A 16696-nucleotide genomic window follows, 5' to 3' on the forward strand; every position below is an offset into this window, starting at 1 on the left:
TGCCGTTGCCACACAAGGGGTCCGTGTCAGGGACGGGGGGAGATTCGGTTTCGGTAGCGGTCGATGTCGGCGTTCAGGCGCGAGAGGGAGTCGGCGAGCGCGGTGACCTCCTCGTCGGTCCAGTCGGCGACGATCTCGTCGAGATGGCGGATGCTCTGTGCGCGTTCGCCGTTCAGGCGGGACGCGCCTTCCGGGGTGAGGCGGAACTTGCGGGCGATGCCGCCGTCGGGGTCGGGGATGCGGTCGGCGAGGCCGGCGCGGAGCAGCGCCGCGGTCTGCCGGTTCAGGGTGGAGACGTCGAGGCCGAGGATTTCGCTGAGCCGGCCGATGGACATCGGGCCGTCGGCTTCGAGCAGGCTCAACAGCAGGTAGGCACTGCGATCGAGGCTGGTGTCGGTCGCCTTGCGCGCGATGAGGCTGAAACGGCCCATCAGCATGGTCTGGAATTCCAGCAATTCGGTGGGCTTGGGCACGTCCCGTCCTTCCGCGATCCGCATTGACCTGCGGGTTCAACCCCTGTTCACCCACACCCTAGCGTTGTGCATCCACCATTGCATGTGCATCTTGCACTTTATGTGTACAGTACACATGATTACGCGCATCGTGAGGAGATCCCATGACCCAACCCGATTCCGCTACGGCGTCCGGCTCGACGCCGGCGCGCACGGGCGCGGGCCGCACCCTCGCGGTGCTCGCCTACGCCGGTGTCATCGCGTCGCTCATGCAGACGCTGGTGGTGCCGCTGCTGGGTGAGCTACCCCGCATCCTGAATACGTCGGCCTCGAACACCACCTGGGTCGTCACCATCACGCTGCTCGTCGCGGCCGTCGCCACCCCCGTCGCGGGCCGGCTCGGCGACATGTACGGCAAGCGGCGCATGATGATCGCCTCCACCATTCCGCTCATCATCGGATCGATCGTGTGCGCGGTGTCCGATTCGCTGGTGCCGATGATCGTCGGCCGCGGCCTGCAGGGGCTCGGTGTGGGCATCATCCCGCTCGCCATCGCCCTGCTGCGCGATGTGATGCCCGCCGAACGGCTCGGCTCGTCGATCGCGCTGATCAGCTCGTCCCTCGGCATCGGCGGCGCACTGGGCCTGCCGATCGCCTCGGCCGTCACCCAGTACAGCAGCTGGCGTGTGATGTTCTGGGTCGCAGCGGGTCTGGTGGGCATCGCCACCGCGTTGATCGTGACCCTGGTGCCCGAGGGCAGCTCGGAAGGACCGTCGGGACGTTTCGACATTCCGGGCGCGGTGCTGCTCGGCGCCGGTCTGGTGTCGTTCCTGTTGCCCGTGTCGAAAGGCGCGACCTGGGGCTGGACCAGCGGTACCACGCTGGGCTTGTTCGCTGCGGCGGTCGTCGTCCTGCTCGCCTGGGGTTGGTGGGAGCTGCGGTCGCCCGAGCCGCTGGTGGACCTGCGCACCACCGCGCGTCCGCAGGTGCTGGTCACCAACCTCGCGAGCGTCTCGATCGGCGTCGGCATGTACGCACTGCAGTTGAGCATGCCGCAGCTGTTGCAGCTGCCGACGTCGCTCGGTTACGGCCTGGGCCAGTCGATGATCATGATGGGTCTGTGGATGGCCCCCGGCGGCATCATGATGATGCTCATCTCACCGGTGGGCGCCCGCCTGTCCGCCGCGCGCGGCCCGAAGATCACCCTGTTCACCGGCGCATTGACCATGGCGGCCGGCTACGGGGTGGCACAGCTGACGATGGGCTCCACCTGGGGTCTGGAGCTGGTGAACATCATCTGCAGCACGGGTGTGGCGCTCGCGTACGGCGCGATGCCAGCGCTGATCATGAGTGGGGTGCCGCTGTCGGAGACGGCCGCCGCCAACAGCTTCAACACCCTGATGCGCTCGATCGGCACCTCCGTCTCCTCGGCGGTCGTGGGCGCGGTGCTGGCGCAGCTGACCATCTCGGTTGGCGGCCATGCCATTCCGACCGAGAACGGCTTCCGCACGGTGTTCCTGATCGGCAGCGTGGCCTGCCTGGTATCGGCGGTGATCGCGCTCATGATCCCGGCCCGCAAGGCGGTCGCGGCCCGCACCACCGCAGCGGCCGAGCCACAGAAGGTGCTGGCGGAGAACTGAATCGGGGCACCGGCTCACCGCCCGGTGCGAGCTCAGGCGGGCTGGTCGCGCAGTTCCGCGGGCTGCCAGCCCGGCGGGGCGAAGATGTAGCCGAGTTTGTTGCGGTAGCCGTCGGCGGTGCGGACGTCCCGGATGATGTTGCCGTACTCGCGGTACTGCAGCTTCAGGAGGTTGTAGGTGCCGACCGGTTTGGTGAGACCGTAGGTGGGGCGGTGGATTTCGGGCTGGAAGGTGCCGAACATGCGGTCCCAGATAATGAGGATGCCCGCGTAGTTCTTGTCGAGGTATTCGGGGTCGCTGCCGTGGTGGACGCGGTGATGGGACGGGGTGTTGAAGACGAATTCGATGGGGGCCCGGAGCTTTCCGATGGTCTCGGTGTGGGTGAAGAACTGGTAGATCTGGTTGAGGATGAAGGCGATGTAGATCGTCCAGGGAGCGAAGCCCAGCAGCGGCAGGGGCGCCCAGAAGATGACCTCGGACCACGGATTCCACTTCTGCCGCAGGGCGGTTCCGAAGTTGAAGTACTCGCTCGAGTGATGGGCCTGGTGGGCCGCCCAGCCGATACGGACGCGGTGAGAGAAGCGGTGGTTGAGGTAGTAGAGCAGGTCGAGGACCACCATCAGCAGCACCCAGCTCCACCAGGCGCCGGTCGGAAGGTGCCAGGGTGCGAGATAGGTCCATATCAGGACGAACACCACCAGGCTGGCCGTCTTGAACACGAACGACGACACGATCGAGCCCAACCCCATGCTCAGGCTGGTGCGGGTGTCGCGTGCCAGATACCCGGTCGCATGCTCGCGGTCGGCATCCCGCAGCGACGTCATCTCCACTGCGATACACAGCAGAAAGACCGGGATCGCATAGAGCAGCGGCGTATTGATCTCATGCCAGACCTGCGAAAACATCGAACCTCCACAAATTGACCAATTCGTAATTTACCAATCGGTCAATTCAATGGCAAGAGTCCGCGACCGTTCCCGGTCGAATCAGGTGAGGGCTGCGAACAGGCGGGCGCTGCGCGCGATCATGGCCTCGGCCGTCTCGTCGGGATGGCTCAGCCACCAGTCGACGAGCGCGGCGACCAGTCCGGTCCACACGGCGATCAGCGCGGACAGATCCCGCGGATCGGTCAGCCCGTGCCCCGCCACGAACGCGCCCACGCCCTGGTCGGCTTGTGCATCGATGCGGGCGCGCGCGGCCAGCGCTGCCTCCGCCGCGGGCCCCTCGGCAGGGTGGGATTGGTCGTGCACGACCTTCCAATCGTAGGGCCGCGGTTCGAGCGCGGTGAAGATCGCAGCCAGCGCGCGCTCGGCCATCTCCAGCGACGCCGTCCCCGACATGGCCTCGTCGATCGCATCTCCGAGCACCCCGGCGGCCCGCTCCACGCAGGCCACGTACAACCCGTCCTTGGATCCGAAATACCCGTACACCAACGGTTTCGACACCCCGGCCCCCGCCGCCACCACGGCCGGCGACAGCCCCGCGTACCCGACCCGCGCGATCTCCGCGGCCGCCACATCGAGGATCTGCGCCTCCCGCTCGGCTCGCGGCACCCCCTTGGTCCCCGCCGCGCCGACCCGCTTCACGGCTCCGCTCCCACCTCCGATATCCGATCGCATGCTCGAAAATTACCATTCGGTCAATTCGATGGATCGCAGGCGAAATGCGAACGCGCCCCGGCCCTGCCGTGTCTTCTTCGGTGCGACACGGTGGCGGGGGCGCGTTCGAGACGATCAGCCGAACAGGCGCGCGGCGAGGTCGGGGGTGAGGATCTCGTAGGCCTCGGTGGTGCGGTTGTACCACCAGGTGCGGTCGTCGGGTTCGGCGCGGCCCGCAGCCTGCACCGCCCGCGTCGAGGGACGGTAGGTGGAGCTGCGGGGGATGTCGTCCACGACGTAGACGATGTCGGGGCGCTGGTCGGGAGCCAGGGCCCGGACTGCCTCGGTCACATCCTTGGGAGCCAGGCCGAAGCCCGCACGGACGCTCACCGCGGCGACCGCGAGGATGCGGTCACCGGCGGGGAGGCCGAAGGCCACCTCCATGTCGACGGCGGTGATGTCGTTCAGCACGTCGACGATCGGCTGGGTGTAGACCGGGCCGCGCGGCGTCGGAATGACGGTGTCGCGACGGTCCATGAGCCAGTAGTCGCCGTCGCTGTCGCGCCGGAAGAGGTTCTCGGTGGGCATCCAGGCGTCGCCGGGGGCGAAGACGCCGCGCAGCCCGCCCGCGGAGAGGTCGACGAGGTCGGAGACGGTGCCGATGAGCAGCCCCACCTCGTTGTCGGCGCAGCGCCGCGCGAAACCGCTGTCCTCGACCAGGATTTCGTCGGTCAGCGGGTCGTAGGCGATGAGTTCGACCTTCGCGGTGCCCGGTACCGGACGGCCCTTGGAGCCGATCTTGGCGCCGGAGACGTTGGCCAGCACCACATCTCCCTCGATGGAGGCGTAGAACTCCAGCACCTTGGCGGGCGCGAATCGCTCCTCGGTGCGCCGCCACAGGCCCGCGGGCATACCGGAGCCGATGAACAGGCGGATCGGATGCGCATGCCCGTCGGCGAAGGTGTCGGCGTCGAGGATGTCGCGCAGCATGGTCCAGGTGTAGGTGACCACGGTGACGCCGTAGCGGTGCACCTCCTCGGCGAACCGCGCCGGTTCCAGCGAGCGGGCCAGCGCGATGCGGCTGCCGCCGGCCACCGCGCCACCCAGGCTCACCAGCAATCCGGACGAATGGTGCAGCGGCGCAAGGCAGTACACGGTGTCGTGGCGGCCCAGATCCGCCGCCGACGCGGTGCCGAAGGCCGACAGCGCCCAGCGGTGATTGGTGACCTGCTTGACGTCGAACTTGTCGCCGGTGCCGGTGACCAGGATGAAGGCCAGCTCGCGCGCCAGGCCCGGATTCGGCCGGTACCAGGCGGGCAGCTCCACCTGCGCCGGGTCGATCTGCTCCAGGTCGACCACATCGGCGCCCGGCGGAATATCGAGGCTGCGGGCATTGCCGCCGCCGAGCACCAGCACCCGGTGACCGGTGGCGGCCGCGCTGGCGAGGTTCTCCGGATCGGCGATGAGCAGCTTGGTGCCGGTCAGGTCCGCGACCTTGGAGAGTTCACTCCCCGGCGCCAGCAGCACCGCGACCGCGCCCAGCCGCGAGAGCGCGGCGATGGCGGCCAGCGCGCTCGGCCGGGTCTCCATGACCACGCCGACCCGGGTGGCCGGCCGCACGCCGACGGAGATCAGCCCGCGCACCACATTGTCGATGCGCTGGTTGACCGCCTCCTGGGTGTGCACGCGGTCGTCGAACACGAACAGCTCGCGCTGCGGCGCGCGCCGCGCCTGCTCGGCGACCAAGCGGCCCAGCGAGATTCGGGTGTGCGGCTGGATCATGCCCAGCCGGGTCAGCCGGGGCAGCGCGCGGGCGGCCTCACTGGTGAGTTCGACCGTGCCGCGCAGCGTCTGCCCGGCCACGCCCTCGATGGTCTTCCCGACGCTGGTTCCGGCCTCGGCCAGGGTGCCGAGGGCGTGCACGACCCGGGTGAGCCCGGTGCGCGGGCCGTTGCGGACCACCTCGGTGCTCATGCGCTCGACCTGCTCGGGCAGTTCGCCGCGGCCGCTGAGGTAGTTCACCCAGTCGCGCACCACGGGCCAGGTCTGCCTGGTGGCCGTGGAGCCCGACACCAGTCCGAAATGCCCGGCCACAATGCTGGTCTCGTACACATCGGCATTGGGCGCGGCGTGCACGATGCCGCGCACGGCGGCGGGCTGGCCGATGTCGTCGACCTCGCCGACGAACGCCAGGATCGGGCACTTGATCTCCGCCAGCGAGATGAGCTGATCGCGGATCACGAAGCCGCCCAGCATCATTCGATTGTGCTTGACGAACTGCTGAAGCAGATCGGTGAGCGCGGGACCGGGGTAGCCGAGCCAGCCGTCGACCTCGAGAAAGCGGCGCTGGCGCTCCTTGGGCAGCAGCGCCTCGCGGTTGTGCAGCTGGCGCAGGAAGTCGATGCGGGCGCGGGCGGTCTTGACCGGGTCCAGGGCCTGGAAGCCCAGGCGCACCATGGAATCGGTGATGGGCAGCCGGTTCAGCACGTGGTCGGTGAGGAAGTCGGCGGCGTCGGAGACCAGCCCGTGCGGCAGGCCGAAGGGCATGCCCGCGACGGCGTCGACCGGGCTGCCGAAGGTCACGATGGACTCGACGCCCTTGCCGTAGCGGTAGGCCGCGGTCTGGTAGGCGAACATGCCGCCCTGCGAGTACCCCATGAGATGCACGGCGCGGCCGGTGATTTCGGTGACGGTGTCGACGACACTCGAGACCGCCAGCACGTGGTCGGCCAGATCCCGGTCCCAGCCGCCTTCTTCGGTGGCCGGTGAGCCGAAATCGACCACCCAGCAATCGATTCCGCCCTGGTGCAGAATGCCGACCGCCCCGTCGGCGACATTCACGTCCCAGATCTCGGCGGTCACCATGATGGGCGGCACCAGCACCACCACCGGACGGTCCGCCCCGGTGTCGTCCGGGAAGTAGTGCCGCAGGCGGTACATCCGCTTGCGCTCCACCACCTCGTACGGCGACGATTCGATGTCGTGAACCAGTCCCCCGAACCGGATCACCTCGAGCCCGTTCTGTGCGGTCGCGACGAGTCGCTCGATCGGACCCACCACGGACCTCGTATTGAATTTCACGGCTTCTCTCCCAGACATTTCCTGGCCTTGACCAGCGTCACCCGCCCCGACGCGTCGCGATGAGCTTGCCATACGTCCACCCTACTGCGCTGGCGCTGTGACCAGCACCATGCGGGCTACGCGTGGCGGAGCGATCCGGGCCCGCGCCAAAGCAAACCGGCCGTTCGGGGTTTACGGGGCACAGCAACATCCCAGGCATCATGTTTTGGCATTTCGGCGCGTCGGGTGATCCGGAGCTCTACCATCGGGATCACTGGAAACGCACTGTCGCGCTTGTCAATTCACTCACTTGACTAATTCATGCAGGCCCGTTCGGGTCTGCTGTTTCGCCGTGGACTCCACCGCCTTCCGTCGCGGTGGCCCTTCGAGGTGAGGACCGCAGCATGACCATCGAAATGCCCCTTCAGACCGAAAACGGCCAGCGCAAGTCGCTCAGTACCGCTGCCGCTCACCAGCTGGCGCACACCACCAAATCCGAACCGCAGATGCAGGGCATCAGCTCCCGCTGGCTGACCCGTTCGCTGCCGTGGAGCCAGGTGAAGGGCGGTATCTACCGCGTCAACCGGCGCCTCACGCACACCGTCGGCAACGGCGAGGTGGAGTACGTCATCAACGGCCCGCACGCCCGGGTCATCCCGCTCGAACTGCAGGAGCTGCCGCAGCTGCGCGGCTTCGCCGACGAGGAGATCCTGGCCACCGTGGCCGGCCGCTTCGAGCAGCGGGATCTGCCCGCCGGCACCGTGGTCGCCGAGTTCGGCAACCCGATGGATCAGGTGCTGCTGATCGTGCACGGCAAACTCTCCAAGATCGGCACCGGCGAGTACGGCGAGTCCACCAAGCTGGGCATGCTGGGCGGCGGCGACTTCTTCGGCGACCAGACCCTCACCGATCCGGACGCCATCTGGCCGGTCACCATCAAGACGCTCACGCCCACCACCATGCTGGTGCTCGCCCGCTCCACCGTGAACCAGCTGACCGAGAACATTCCGGCACTGGCGGAACACCTTTCCGCCGTAGCACAGGCCCCGTCGCTGCCGCAGAACAAGTACGGCGAGGCCGAGATCGTGATCTCCTCCGGCCACTCCGGGGAACCGATGCTCGAGGGCACCTACGTCGACTACGACGACCAGCCCCGCGAGTACGAGCTCAGCCTGGCCCAGTCGGTGCTGCGCGTGCACACCCGCGTCGCCGACCTGTTCAACGACCCGATGGATCAGATCGAGCAGCAGCTGCGCCTGACCATCGAGGCCCTCTACGAGCGCCGCGAGTACGACCTGGTCAACAACCCGGACTTCGGCCTGCTCAACAACTGTGACATCAAACAGCGGATCTACACCGAATCCGGCGCGCCTACTCCGGACGATATGGACGAACTGCTCTCCATGCGCCGCAGCACCAAGCTGTTCCTGGCCCACCCCAAGGCGATTGCCGCGTTCGGGCGCGAATGCACCAAGCGTGGAATCTATCCCGACCCGGTGGAGGTGGACGGCCATCGCGTGCCCGCCTGGCGCGGGGTGCCGATCTTCCCGTGCGGCAAGATCCCGGTCAGTGACACCCACACCACATCGATTCTCGCCATGCGCACCGGCGAGAAGGACCAGGGCGTGATCGGCTTGCACCAGACCGGAATTCCGGACGAGTACGAGCCCAGCCTGAACGTTCGGTTCAAGGGCATCGACGATCAATCGATCATCTCCTACCTGGTCAGCTGCTACTACTCGGCCGCCGTCCTGGTCCCCGACGCGCTCGGCATTCTCGACAATGTGCTGGTCGCCCGCCAGTCCGACTGAGCGAGGTGTGCTGTCATGTCGGTGCTCTCACGTGCCGCGGCCCCGCCTGCCACCCATGAGGTGGCGGCGGCCGTCGCCGCCCTGCTGACCAACCTCGACACCACCGCGCCCCAAACCCTGCTCACGGCAACCGAAGCCATTGCCGCCCTCGATGATGATCCCCGCCTCGGCGCCTCCGACGCCGCCGAGGCGCACGCCCCCCGACGGCTGCTCGGCCCCTCCGGCCTCGGGGCCCCGAGCCTCCGCGTGAACCTACCCACCCCCCAGGTGATCACGGAGCTCGCGGGACAGGCATCGCGTCCGCCGTCGCCTGCCGGCGGCGCGGTGCCGACGCCCAGACCCCCGATCTCTCCACTCGCCCAACCCCTCCGCCCCATCCCCCGCACCCTGGGCTCCGGCCACCTCCCCTCCCCTCCGTCCGAAACCCGTGCCGCGGGACAGAGTTCGCCCAGCCCGACGGCGCGGCGGGTTGCGAGCGGCCCCACCGGAATCGGTACGAGCTCGGCATTTCACCGAGGCGGAGTCCCCCGGGGCTTCCCACCGGTCGCGCCGACTTCGCCTGCGGCACGGGCGGACACCGTGGTCCGGGCCGATGCGGCGGCTCCGGCTGTCGCCACCTCGGCGGCTGCTCGGCCCGATACTCCGAGCGCGGCTCCCGAAAGGGCCCTCGATCGGGCGTGGGACCTCGAGTCGATCACCGAGCTGGCTCGCGGGATTCCGGGCTCCACGGCGGTCGAGCCCGGCACCACTATGGCGGGCGGGGCATCGGAGGCCGCGAGTTCTGCTGGGGCCGAGCGGGTTTCGCACGGTCCGAGCGGCATCGGGACCGGATCGACGCGGCGGGCGCGGGGGGCGGCTATTCCGGCGCTCTACTGTCCGCCGCCGGTGCGGGACAATCCGGCGCTGGCGGAGGCTGTGAATTTCGGGATCATCGCGTGGGCCGAGGAGATCGGGCTGTACGAAGGGCGGCTGGATGATCTGCGGAAGGCCGACTTCGGGCGGCTGATCATGCTGGCGCATCCGGATTGCGATGATGCGGACCGATTGCTGGCGGCGGCCAAGTGCGCGGTGTCGGAGTGGTCGGTGGACGACTACTACTGCGAGGAGGACGCCAGCGATATCGCGCCGGACGGCAGCAGGTCGAGCCCCGAGGCCGAGCTCGGGCCGCGGCTCGAATTGGCCGCCGCCGCCATGGATCCCGTGCATCTGCCACCGCGGTACCAGGTCAAGGTGGAGGAGGCCATGCAGAGCGATCCGATTCTGCGGGCATTCCGGACCTCCTTCGAGCATCTGTCGCGATTCGCCACCCCGACCCAGGTGGCGCGGCTGCGCACCGAGATCGCGGGCTGGTTCATCGCCCTGGGCGCCGAGGCGGGGTGGCGCGCGGCGGGCCGCATGCCGCCGGTCTGGGAATACCTGCTGAACCGGCAACCGCACAGCTTCCTGCCCTGCATGGCCCCGATCGACGCGGTCGGCGGCTACGAGGTGCCGGCCGCGGAGTACACCGATCCGCGGGTGCGGCGGGTGGTCACCACCGCCGCGCTGGCCAGCCAGATGGTCAACGACCTCTACTCCATGGCGCGCGAAGACCTCTCCGGCGGACGGGAATTCAACCTCCCCACCGTGCTCGCCGCCGAGGAGCAGTGCTCTCGCCGCCAGGCCGTCCAGCGCACCGCCGAGGTCCACGACGAACTGGTGCACCGCTTCGAGGCCGAGGCGGGCGCCCTCGCCGCCGCCGGCTCCCCGGAGCTGCGCCGCTTCCTGACCGGACTGTGGGCCTGGATGGGCGGCAACCGGGCCTGGCACGCGGACAGCCGCCGCTACAACGAAACCCCGTGAATCACACCGCCCTTCGATGCGCGCAGTACTTCCAGCGTCATATCACCCATTCGAGAGGATGACCTGCCATGACCGCGCTCCACCCCCGGCCGGATGCCGTGCTGAAGACCGAATACCAGAAATCGGTCGCGTCCTACTGGAACAACAATCCCAATGACGATCGCGTCAACACCAAGCTCGGCGAGGTGGACGGGCTCTACCACCATCACTACGGCATCGGCGATCCGGACCTGTCGGTCCTGGAAGGCCCCGAGGAGACCCAGCAGGAACGGATCGTCAAGGAACTGCATCGCCTGGAGACCGCACAGGCCGACATCCTGCTCGGCCAACTCGGCGACGTCCGTCCCGGCGACCGGCTCATGGACGGCGGATCCGGTCGCGGCGGCACCAGCTTCATGGCCAACCAGCGCTTCGGCTGCGAGGTGGACGGCGTCACCATCTCCGAATACCAGGTGGGTTTCGCCAATGAGCAGGCCCGCGAGCGCGGTGTCGCCGACAAGGTGCGCTTCCACTTCGAGAACATGCTCGACACCGGTTTCGAGTCCGGCTCCAGGCGCGGCATCTGGACCAATGAAACCACCATGTACGTGGACCTTCTCGAATTGTTCGCGGAGTTCTCCCGCCTGCTCGAGCCGGGCGGCCGCTACGTCTGCATCACCGGCTGCTCCAATGACGTGTTCGGCGCCCGCTCGGCCTCGGTGAGCTGGATCGACGCCCACTACGGCTGCAATATCCATCCGCGCAGCCGCTACTTCCAGGCGCTGGCCGCCAACGGCCTGGTCCCCATCGCGGTCACCGACCTCACCCCCGCTACCATTCCGTACTGGGAGCTGCGCACCCGGTCCGAACTCGCGACCGGCGTCGAGAAACCCTTCCTGACCTCGTACAAGGAGGGCAGCTTCCAGTACCTGATGATCACCGCCGATAAGGTGGTCCGGTGACCGGCACCCTCGACGCATCCGACACCACCTCGGTGGTGGACCGTGAGACCCTGCTCGTCGAACTGGTCGACGAGCAGGGCCGGGCGCAGGGTGCGCTGTCGGTGGCCGCGGCCCATACCGCGCCCGGGCGGCTGCATCGGGCCTTCTCGGTGCTGCTGTTCGATGCCGCCGGGCGGGTGCTGCTGCAGCAGCGGGCGGGCGTGAAGACGCGCTTCCCGCTGCTGTGGACCAACACCTGCTGCGGGCATCCGGAGCCGGGGCAGGCGGTGGTGGAGGCGGCCGCCAAGCGGCTGCACGAGGAACTCGGCGTCACAGCCGAGCTCTCCGAGGCCGGCACCTTCACCTACCAGGCCACCGATCCGAATACCGGCCGCGTCGAGTTCGAATTCGATCACGTCCTCATCGGACGGCTGGAAGGCGCCGCGCCGCACCCGAATCCGGACGAGGTCGCCGATATCGCGTGGATCCGGCCGGACGCCCTCGCCGAGAACGTGGTGGCCGAACCCGCGCGCTACACCCCGTGGTTGAGCGGAGTGCTGCGGATCATCGCGGCGCGCGACTAGCGTCGATCGCGGCCAGGGCTCGATAGCCCGCCCGCGGTCAGGCGAGGGCGGGCTGCTGATCGGCGTCGAGCAGCCAGTCGTTCGGCGCGAAGAGCTCGAAATGGACTCGGTCCGAGGGGATTCCGGCGGACATGAGCTGGGCGCGCACGTGCTGCAGGAAGCCGGTGCCACCGCACAGGTAGTAGTCCGCGTCCTCCGGCAGATCGACCCGGGTCAGGTCCAGCAGCCCGTGGCCGTCGGCCTCGTACCAGGCGCGGAGGTACACGTCCGCCAGCCGGTGGGCGAGCGCGTCGACCGTCTCGCGCAGGGGGTGCGCGGTGATGGAGCGGTCCGCGTGCAGGATGACCGTCCGGCGCGTGGGGGTTTCGGCCGCCAGGTATTCCAGGATGCCCGCCATCGGGGTGACGCCGATGCCCGCGGAGATGAGCACGACCGGCGTGGTGGCCGCGGTGTCGATGGTGAGATCGCCGAAGGGCAGCGTGATTTCGAGCGTGTCGCCCACGCCGACAGTGTCGTGCAGCCAGTTCGAGACCTCACCGGCCGGCGTGTCCGCGGCGGCGGGCACCTTGCGCACCGTGAAGGCGAGCCGGCCGTCGCCGCCGCGATTGATCAGGCTGTACTGACGCAGCTGGCGGGCGCCGTCGGGCAGCCGGGCGCCGACCGAGATGTACTGTCCCGGAACGAATCCCGGCAGCGGCGCGGACGGATCGGCGGACTCCACCACGAAGGTGGCCACACCCGACGGGTCGTCGATGCGCTGCACCACCCGGGTCTCGCGGAACACGTCACCGGGCACGACGCCCGCGGCGTCGTAGAGTTCCCGCTCGAAATCGATGAGCGTGGTTGCCATCAGCCAATACACGCGATCCCAGGCCGCGGCGATCTCGGGGGTCACCACGTCCGCACCCAGCACCTCGACGATGGCGGCGAACAGATGCTCGTGGACGATGCGGTATTCGGGCTCGGTGACACCCAGTGAGGCGTGCTTGTGGCCGATGCGGGCCAGTAGTTCCCGCGGGTGCGGCAGGCTCGGGTCGACGAGGTGGGTGGCGAACACGGCGATGGAGGCGGCGAGCGCATTCTGCTGTGCGCCCTGATGCTGGTTGCCGCGGTTGAAGCGGTCGCGCAGCAGCTCCGGGTGGGCGGTGAACATCTTGGCGTAGAACAGCGGGGTGATCTGGTCGATGTGCGCGGCCACCAACGGCAGGGTCGCGACGATCACCTCGGCGTGCTCGGGTTCCAGTTCGGGGAAGGTGTTCAGCGTGGAATCCGGCGCGAGCCTCATGAGGTCTCCTAGGTGTCGATGAGTGAAGCCGCCGGGAATACCGGCATATACAGCAGCTCCACGGTGCGCTGATCCACCAGATCGGACAGGACGTACCGATCGAGTTCGGCGTAGAAGGCGTTCTGCGCGGTGGCGAGGACGCCCCGCAAACGGCACGCATTCGCCAATCGGCACGGATTGTCGCCGCCACACTCGATGACTTCGTTATCACATTCGAGCTGCCGAACAATAGTGCCGATGGTGGTTTTTCTACCCGCCTCGGTCAGGAATATCCCGCCGGTCCGTCCGCGCTGGGACTCGACATAGCCCAGTTCGGCGAGCCGGGAGATGGCCTTCGCAACGTAGTTTTCGGAAGCATTCACCTGTCGCGCAATGAGTTTGACGGTGACTCTTTCCTCGGCGCCGCTACTGACCGCTAGGCGCATGAGCGACCGTAAGCCGAGATCGGTGAACCGGGAGAGCTGCATGAGCACATACGGTACTTATTCCGATTGAGAAAAGCAGGTTTTCCTGCTGTGCGCTTTAATACGCGACTCCGTGCGGATTATGTAACGCCGGACACATTTTCGGGAGACGATCTATTACTGATTCAGCAAATCCCTGGCAGCGACCGGCATCGCTGCCAGGGATATCCCCTCAGGCTTCGACCATGAGCTTGCTGCGCGTGGCCAGCGCGTAGTAGATGACCAGTGCCAGACCACATCCGATGAACCAGCTGTACTGGGCCGCGGTGTGCATGCCGTAGACGTCCTTGGCCAGTACCGGGAACACCGCAGCGATGGCGCCGATCACGGTGGCGATCACCGCGACCGGATTGAAACCGTTGCGGTACCAGTACTTTCCGCTGTCGGCCATGGTGAACAGCTCGTCCACCACAATGGTCCGCTTGTGCACCAGGTAGTAGTCGGCGATGAGCACCCCGAACAGCGGGCCGATGAACGCGCCCAGTACCTCGAGGGTGTAGTGGATGACGTCCGGATTGTTGTACAGGTTCCACGGCGTGATCAGCACCGACCCGACCGCGGCGATCATCCCGCCCATGCGCCAGCTGATCTTCTGCGGGCTCACGTGCGAGAAGTCGAAGGCCGGGGAGATGAAGTTGGCGACGATATTGATGCCGACCGTGGCGATGGTGAAGGTCAGCGCGCCCAGCACGATGGCGAAGGTGGAGTCGATGCGCGAGACGGTCTCGACCGGATCGGTGATGAGCTCGCCGTACACCGGGATGGTCAGCGACGCGGTGATCACCACCAGCAGCGAGAACGCCAGGAAGTTGACCGGCAGCCCGAGCAGGTTGCCGCGCTTCACCGCCGCCATGGACTTGCTGTAGCGGGAGAAGTCACCGAAGTTCAGCATCGGCCCGCAGAAATAGGACACCACCAGCGCGATCGCGCCCAGGACCACGGGTAGCGCGTCCCAGCCGCGGTACTTCACCGCACCCAGCTGCAGGTCGATGGCGCTCCAGCCGGCCTTGTAGATCAGGTACCCACACAGGAAGAACATGACGACATACACGGCGGGACCGCAGAAGTCGATGAACTTGCGGATGGACTCCATGCCCTGCCAGAACACGGCCGCCTGCACCAGCCACAGCACCAGGTAGGCACACCAGCCCAGCAGCGACAGGCCGAGGAACCCGTAATCGCCGGACTTCGCGTAAGGCGCCAGGCTCGGGAAGAGCTTGACCGCCACCACGATCAGCGCCGCCGAGGCCAGGTAGGTCTGAATCCCGTACCAGGCCACCGCGATCAGGCCGCGGATGATGGCCGGGATGTTCGCGCCCTTCACACCGAAGGCGCTGCGACACATGACCGGATACGGCACGCCCGCCCGCTGGCTGGGCGCGGCCACCAGATTGCACAGGAAATATACGATCATGATGCCGATGAGCAGGGCGGCCAGCACCTGCCAGCCGGCCAGCCCGAGGGCGAAAAGGCTGCCCGCCGTGACGTATCCGCCGACGCTGTGCACATCCGACATCCAGAAGGCGAAGATGTGGTACGGGCCCCAGGTCTGTTTCTTCAGGGGGGCGAGATCGTCATTGGTCAGCCTGGGGTCGTAGTCTGGAGCGGGTGTCGCCGCGGTGGGCTCCGCGCCCGCCGACGCGGGGGTGACGATGTCGGTCATGGGGTGGTATCCGATCCGAAAGCCGATGATGGTGGGCCCAAGGTAGGAACGAGCCGTTCCCCGTGGATTGCTTTTCGGTTTCCGGGCCATTGCGCGATCCGTATATCTTTCGGGAACGACAAGCGGGTGAATACCTGGCAACATGGCCCGCATGGAGCTCATGGCGCGGATCGAAGCGGCGGCGACCCTGCTGACACCGGTGATCCGGCGGACTCCCGTGGTGGCCTCGCGGGTGCTGTCGGAGCGTATCGGGCACGAGGTCTGGTTGAAGTGCGAGAACCTACAGCGCACGGGATCATTCAAGCCGCGCGGCGCCTACAACCGGATCGCCAATCTGTCCGCGGCCGAGCGGGCGCACGGGGTGGTGGCGGCCAGCGCGGGCAATCACGCGCAGGGGGTGGCGTGGGCGGCGACCTCGCTCGGGATCGACTCCACGGTGTTCATGCCGGTGGGTGCGGCGCTGCCGAAACTGGTAGCCACCAGGGCCTATGGCGCGACCGTGCATCAAGTGGGCGATACCATCGACCAATCCCTCTCCGCCGCACGGGATTTCGCGGAACGCACCGGAGCGACCCTGGTGCACCCGTTCGATCACATCGATATCGTGGCCGGACAGGCGACGGTCGGGCTCGAAATCCTCGACCAGCTCCCGGATGTCGGCACGGTGCTCGTGCCGACGGGCGGCGGCGGCCTGCTCGCCGGGGTGGCCGCGGCGGTGCAGCGGCTGAAGCCGCAGGTCCGGGTGATCGGTGTGCAGGCCGCCGAGGCGGCCGCGTGGCCCGCCTCGCTCGCGGCCGGGAAACCGGTGGCGCTGGAACAGATGTCCACCATGGCCGACGGCATCGCCGTGGGCCTGCCCGGTGAGGTGCCGTTCGAGCACATCGTGGCCAGCGCGCCCACCATCGTCACGGTCGACGAGGATTCGCTGTCCAAGGCGCTGCTGTTGTGCATGGAGCGGGCCAAACTGATCGTCGAGCCCGCGGGCGCGGCGGGCGTCGCGGCGCTGATGGCCTGCAGCCCAGCCGAACTCGCGCTGGAGGGGCCGGTCTGCGCCATCTTGTCCGGCGGCAATATCGACCCGCTGCTGCTGACCCGCGTGATCGGCCACGGCCTCAGCGCCGCCGGCCGCTACCTGGCGGCCCGCATCACCATCTCCGACCGCCCCGGCAGCCTGTCCCGCCTGCTCGCCGAGCTCGGCCGCACCGGCGCCAGTGTCCTGGACGTGGTCCACTCCCGCACCGGCGCCTGGCTCGCCATCGACGAGGTCGAGGTGCTGCTGACCCTCGAAACCCGCGGCCCCGCCCACCGCGACGAGATGCTCACCGCCCTCACCGACGCCGGATACCTGGTGCGCGTACAGGATTGACGAGAGCGGGGACC

The 16696-nt window shown here is 67.9% G+C and carries 13 protein-coding genes; 6 read left to right on the forward strand and 7 right to left on the reverse strand.

The genetic code is table 11. The features are described from left to right. Positions 1 to 26: 26 nt before the first annotated feature. Complete coding sequence (locus ABZ909_RS22760; protein WP_357002791.1) at positions 27 to 473, reverse strand: MarR family transcriptional regulator; 447 nt, start codon at positions 471 to 473, stop codon at positions 27 to 29. Between the two features lie 143 nt (positions 474 to 616). Here ABZ909_RS22760 and ABZ909_RS22765 point away from each other — a divergent pair, with 143 nt between their 5' ends. Further along, positions 617 to 2092 carry an MFS transporter gene (locus ABZ909_RS22765; RefSeq protein WP_357002793.1) on the forward strand — a complete coding sequence of 492 codons (1476 nt, stop codon included), beginning with the start codon at positions 617 to 619 and terminating at the stop codon, positions 2090 to 2092. 32 nt (positions 2093 to 2124) lie between these two features. On the opposite strand, the gene ABZ909_RS22770 is transcribed toward ABZ909_RS22765, so the two are convergent. The 3 genes from ABZ909_RS22770 to ABZ909_RS22780 all read right to left on the reverse strand — a co-directional run bounded on the left by ABZ909_RS22770 (position 2125) and on the right by ABZ909_RS22780 (position 6789). After that, on the reverse strand, positions 2125 to 2997 hold the full coding sequence (locus tag ABZ909_RS22770) for a sterol desaturase family protein (RefSeq protein WP_357002795.1): 873 nt from the start codon (positions 2995 to 2997) through the stop codon (positions 2125 to 2127). An 81-nt stretch (positions 2998 to 3078) separates the two neighbouring features. Further along, positions 3079 to 3678: a TetR/AcrR family transcriptional regulator gene (locus tag ABZ909_RS22775; RefSeq protein ID WP_357002797.1), complete on the reverse strand. Its 600-nt coding sequence runs from the start codon at positions 3676 to 3678 to the stop codon at positions 3079 to 3081. A gap of 147 nt (positions 3679 to 3825) precedes the next feature. Further along, positions 3826 to 6789, reverse strand: a complete 2964-nt coding sequence (locus tag ABZ909_RS22780) for an AMP-binding protein (protein WP_357002799.1) — start codon at positions 6787 to 6789, stop codon at positions 3826 to 3828. Between the two features lie 365 nt (positions 6790 to 7154). Between ABZ909_RS22780 and ABZ909_RS22785 the strand changes: the two genes are divergently transcribed. The 4 genes from ABZ909_RS22785 (at position 7155) to idi (ending at position 11904) form a co-directional block, all read left to right on the forward strand. Continuing rightward, positions 7155 to 8561: a family 2B encapsulin nanocompartment shell protein gene (locus tag ABZ909_RS22785; protein WP_357002801.1), complete on the forward strand. Its 1407-nt coding sequence runs from the start codon at positions 7155 to 7157 to the stop codon at positions 8559 to 8561. A gap of 15 nt (positions 8562 to 8576) precedes the next feature. Continuing rightward, on the forward strand, positions 8577 to 10400 hold the full coding sequence (locus ABZ909_RS22790) for a family 2 encapsulin nanocompartment cargo protein terpene cyclase (protein ID WP_357002803.1): 1824 nt from the start codon (positions 8577 to 8579) through the stop codon (positions 10398 to 10400). 68 nt (positions 10401 to 10468) lie between these two features. Beyond that, positions 10469 to 11341, forward strand: a complete 873-nt coding sequence (locus ABZ909_RS22795; RefSeq protein ID WP_357002805.1) for a geranyl diphosphate 2-C-methyltransferase — start codon at positions 10469 to 10471, stop codon at positions 11339 to 11341. Further along, positions 11338 to 11904 carry an isopentenyl-diphosphate Delta-isomerase gene (gene idi, locus ABZ909_RS22800; RefSeq protein WP_357002807.1) on the forward strand — a complete coding sequence of 189 codons (567 nt, stop codon included), beginning with the start codon at positions 11338 to 11340 and terminating at the stop codon, positions 11902 to 11904. The genes ABZ909_RS22795 and idi overlap by 4 nt, the downstream gene beginning before the upstream one ends. A gap of 37 nt (positions 11905 to 11941) precedes the next feature. On the opposite strand, the gene ABZ909_RS22805 is transcribed toward idi, so the two are convergent. From ABZ909_RS22805 to ABZ909_RS22815, 3 genes are all read right to left on the reverse strand, one after another. Next, positions 11942 to 13189, reverse strand: coding sequence for a globin domain-containing protein (locus ABZ909_RS22805; RefSeq protein ID WP_357002809.1), 1248 nt, complete (start codon positions 13187 to 13189; stop codon positions 11942 to 11944). A gap of 8 nt (positions 13190 to 13197) precedes the next feature. Next, on the reverse strand, positions 13198 to 13656 hold the full coding sequence (locus ABZ909_RS22810) for an Rrf2 family transcriptional regulator (RefSeq protein ID WP_357002811.1): 459 nt from the start codon (positions 13654 to 13656) through the stop codon (positions 13198 to 13200). Positions 13657 to 13825: 169 nt separating this feature from the next. Continuing rightward, complete coding sequence (locus tag ABZ909_RS22815) at positions 13826 to 15316, reverse strand: NCS1 family nucleobase:cation symporter-1 (protein ID WP_357002813.1); 1491 nt, start codon at positions 15314 to 15316, stop codon at positions 13826 to 13828. Positions 15317 to 15458: 142 nt separating this feature from the next. On the opposite strand from ABZ909_RS22815, the gene ilvA reads away from it, so the two are divergent. After that, positions 15459 to 16682, forward strand: coding sequence for a threonine ammonia-lyase (gene ilvA, locus ABZ909_RS22820; RefSeq protein ID WP_357002815.1), 1224 nt, complete (start codon positions 15459 to 15461; stop codon positions 16680 to 16682). Positions 16683 to 16696 lie beyond the last annotated feature (14 nt).

Origin of the sequence: Nocardia sp. NPDC046763 (genome assembly GCF_040645495.1) — a bacterium.
In the GTDB taxonomy this organism is placed as follows: Bacteria; Actinomycetota; Actinomycetes; order Mycobacteriales; family Mycobacteriaceae; genus Nocardia.

Coding starts and splice junctions, on each gene's coding strand:
- ABZ909_RS22790 (WP_357002803.1), top strand. CDS start 8,577: ATGTCGGTGCTCTCACGTGCCGCGGCCCCGCCTGCCACCCATGAGGTG.
- ilvA (WP_357002815.1), top strand. CDS start 15,459: ATGGCCCGCATGGAGCTCATGGCGCGGATCGAAGCGGCGGCGACCCTG.
- ABZ909_RS22765 (WP_357002793.1), top strand. CDS start 617: ATGACCCAACCCGATTCCGCTACGGCGTCCGGCTCGACGCCGGCGCGC.
- ABZ909_RS22780 (WP_357002799.1), bottom strand. CDS start 6,789: ATGTCTGGGAGAGAAGCCGTGAAATTCAATACGAGGTCCGTGGTGGGT.
- ABZ909_RS22810 (WP_357002811.1), bottom strand. CDS start 13,656: ATGCAGCTCTCCCGGTTCACCGATCTCGGCTTACGGTCGCTCATGCGC.
- ABZ909_RS22805 (WP_357002809.1), bottom strand. CDS start 13,189: ATGAGGCTCGCGCCGGATTCCACGCTGAACACCTTCCCCGAACTGGAA.
- ABZ909_RS22815 (WP_357002813.1), bottom strand. CDS start 15,316: ATGACCGACATCGTCACCCCCGCGTCGGCGGGCGCGGAGCCCACCGCG.
- ABZ909_RS22770 (WP_357002795.1), bottom strand. CDS start 2,997: ATGTTTTCGCAGGTCTGGCATGAGATCAATACGCCGCTGCTCTATGCG.
- ABZ909_RS22785 (WP_357002801.1), top strand. CDS start 7,155: ATGACCATCGAAATGCCCCTTCAGACCGAAAACGGCCAGCGCAAGTCG.
- ABZ909_RS22795 (WP_357002805.1), top strand. CDS start 10,469: ATGACCGCGCTCCACCCCCGGCCGGATGCCGTGCTGAAGACCGAATAC.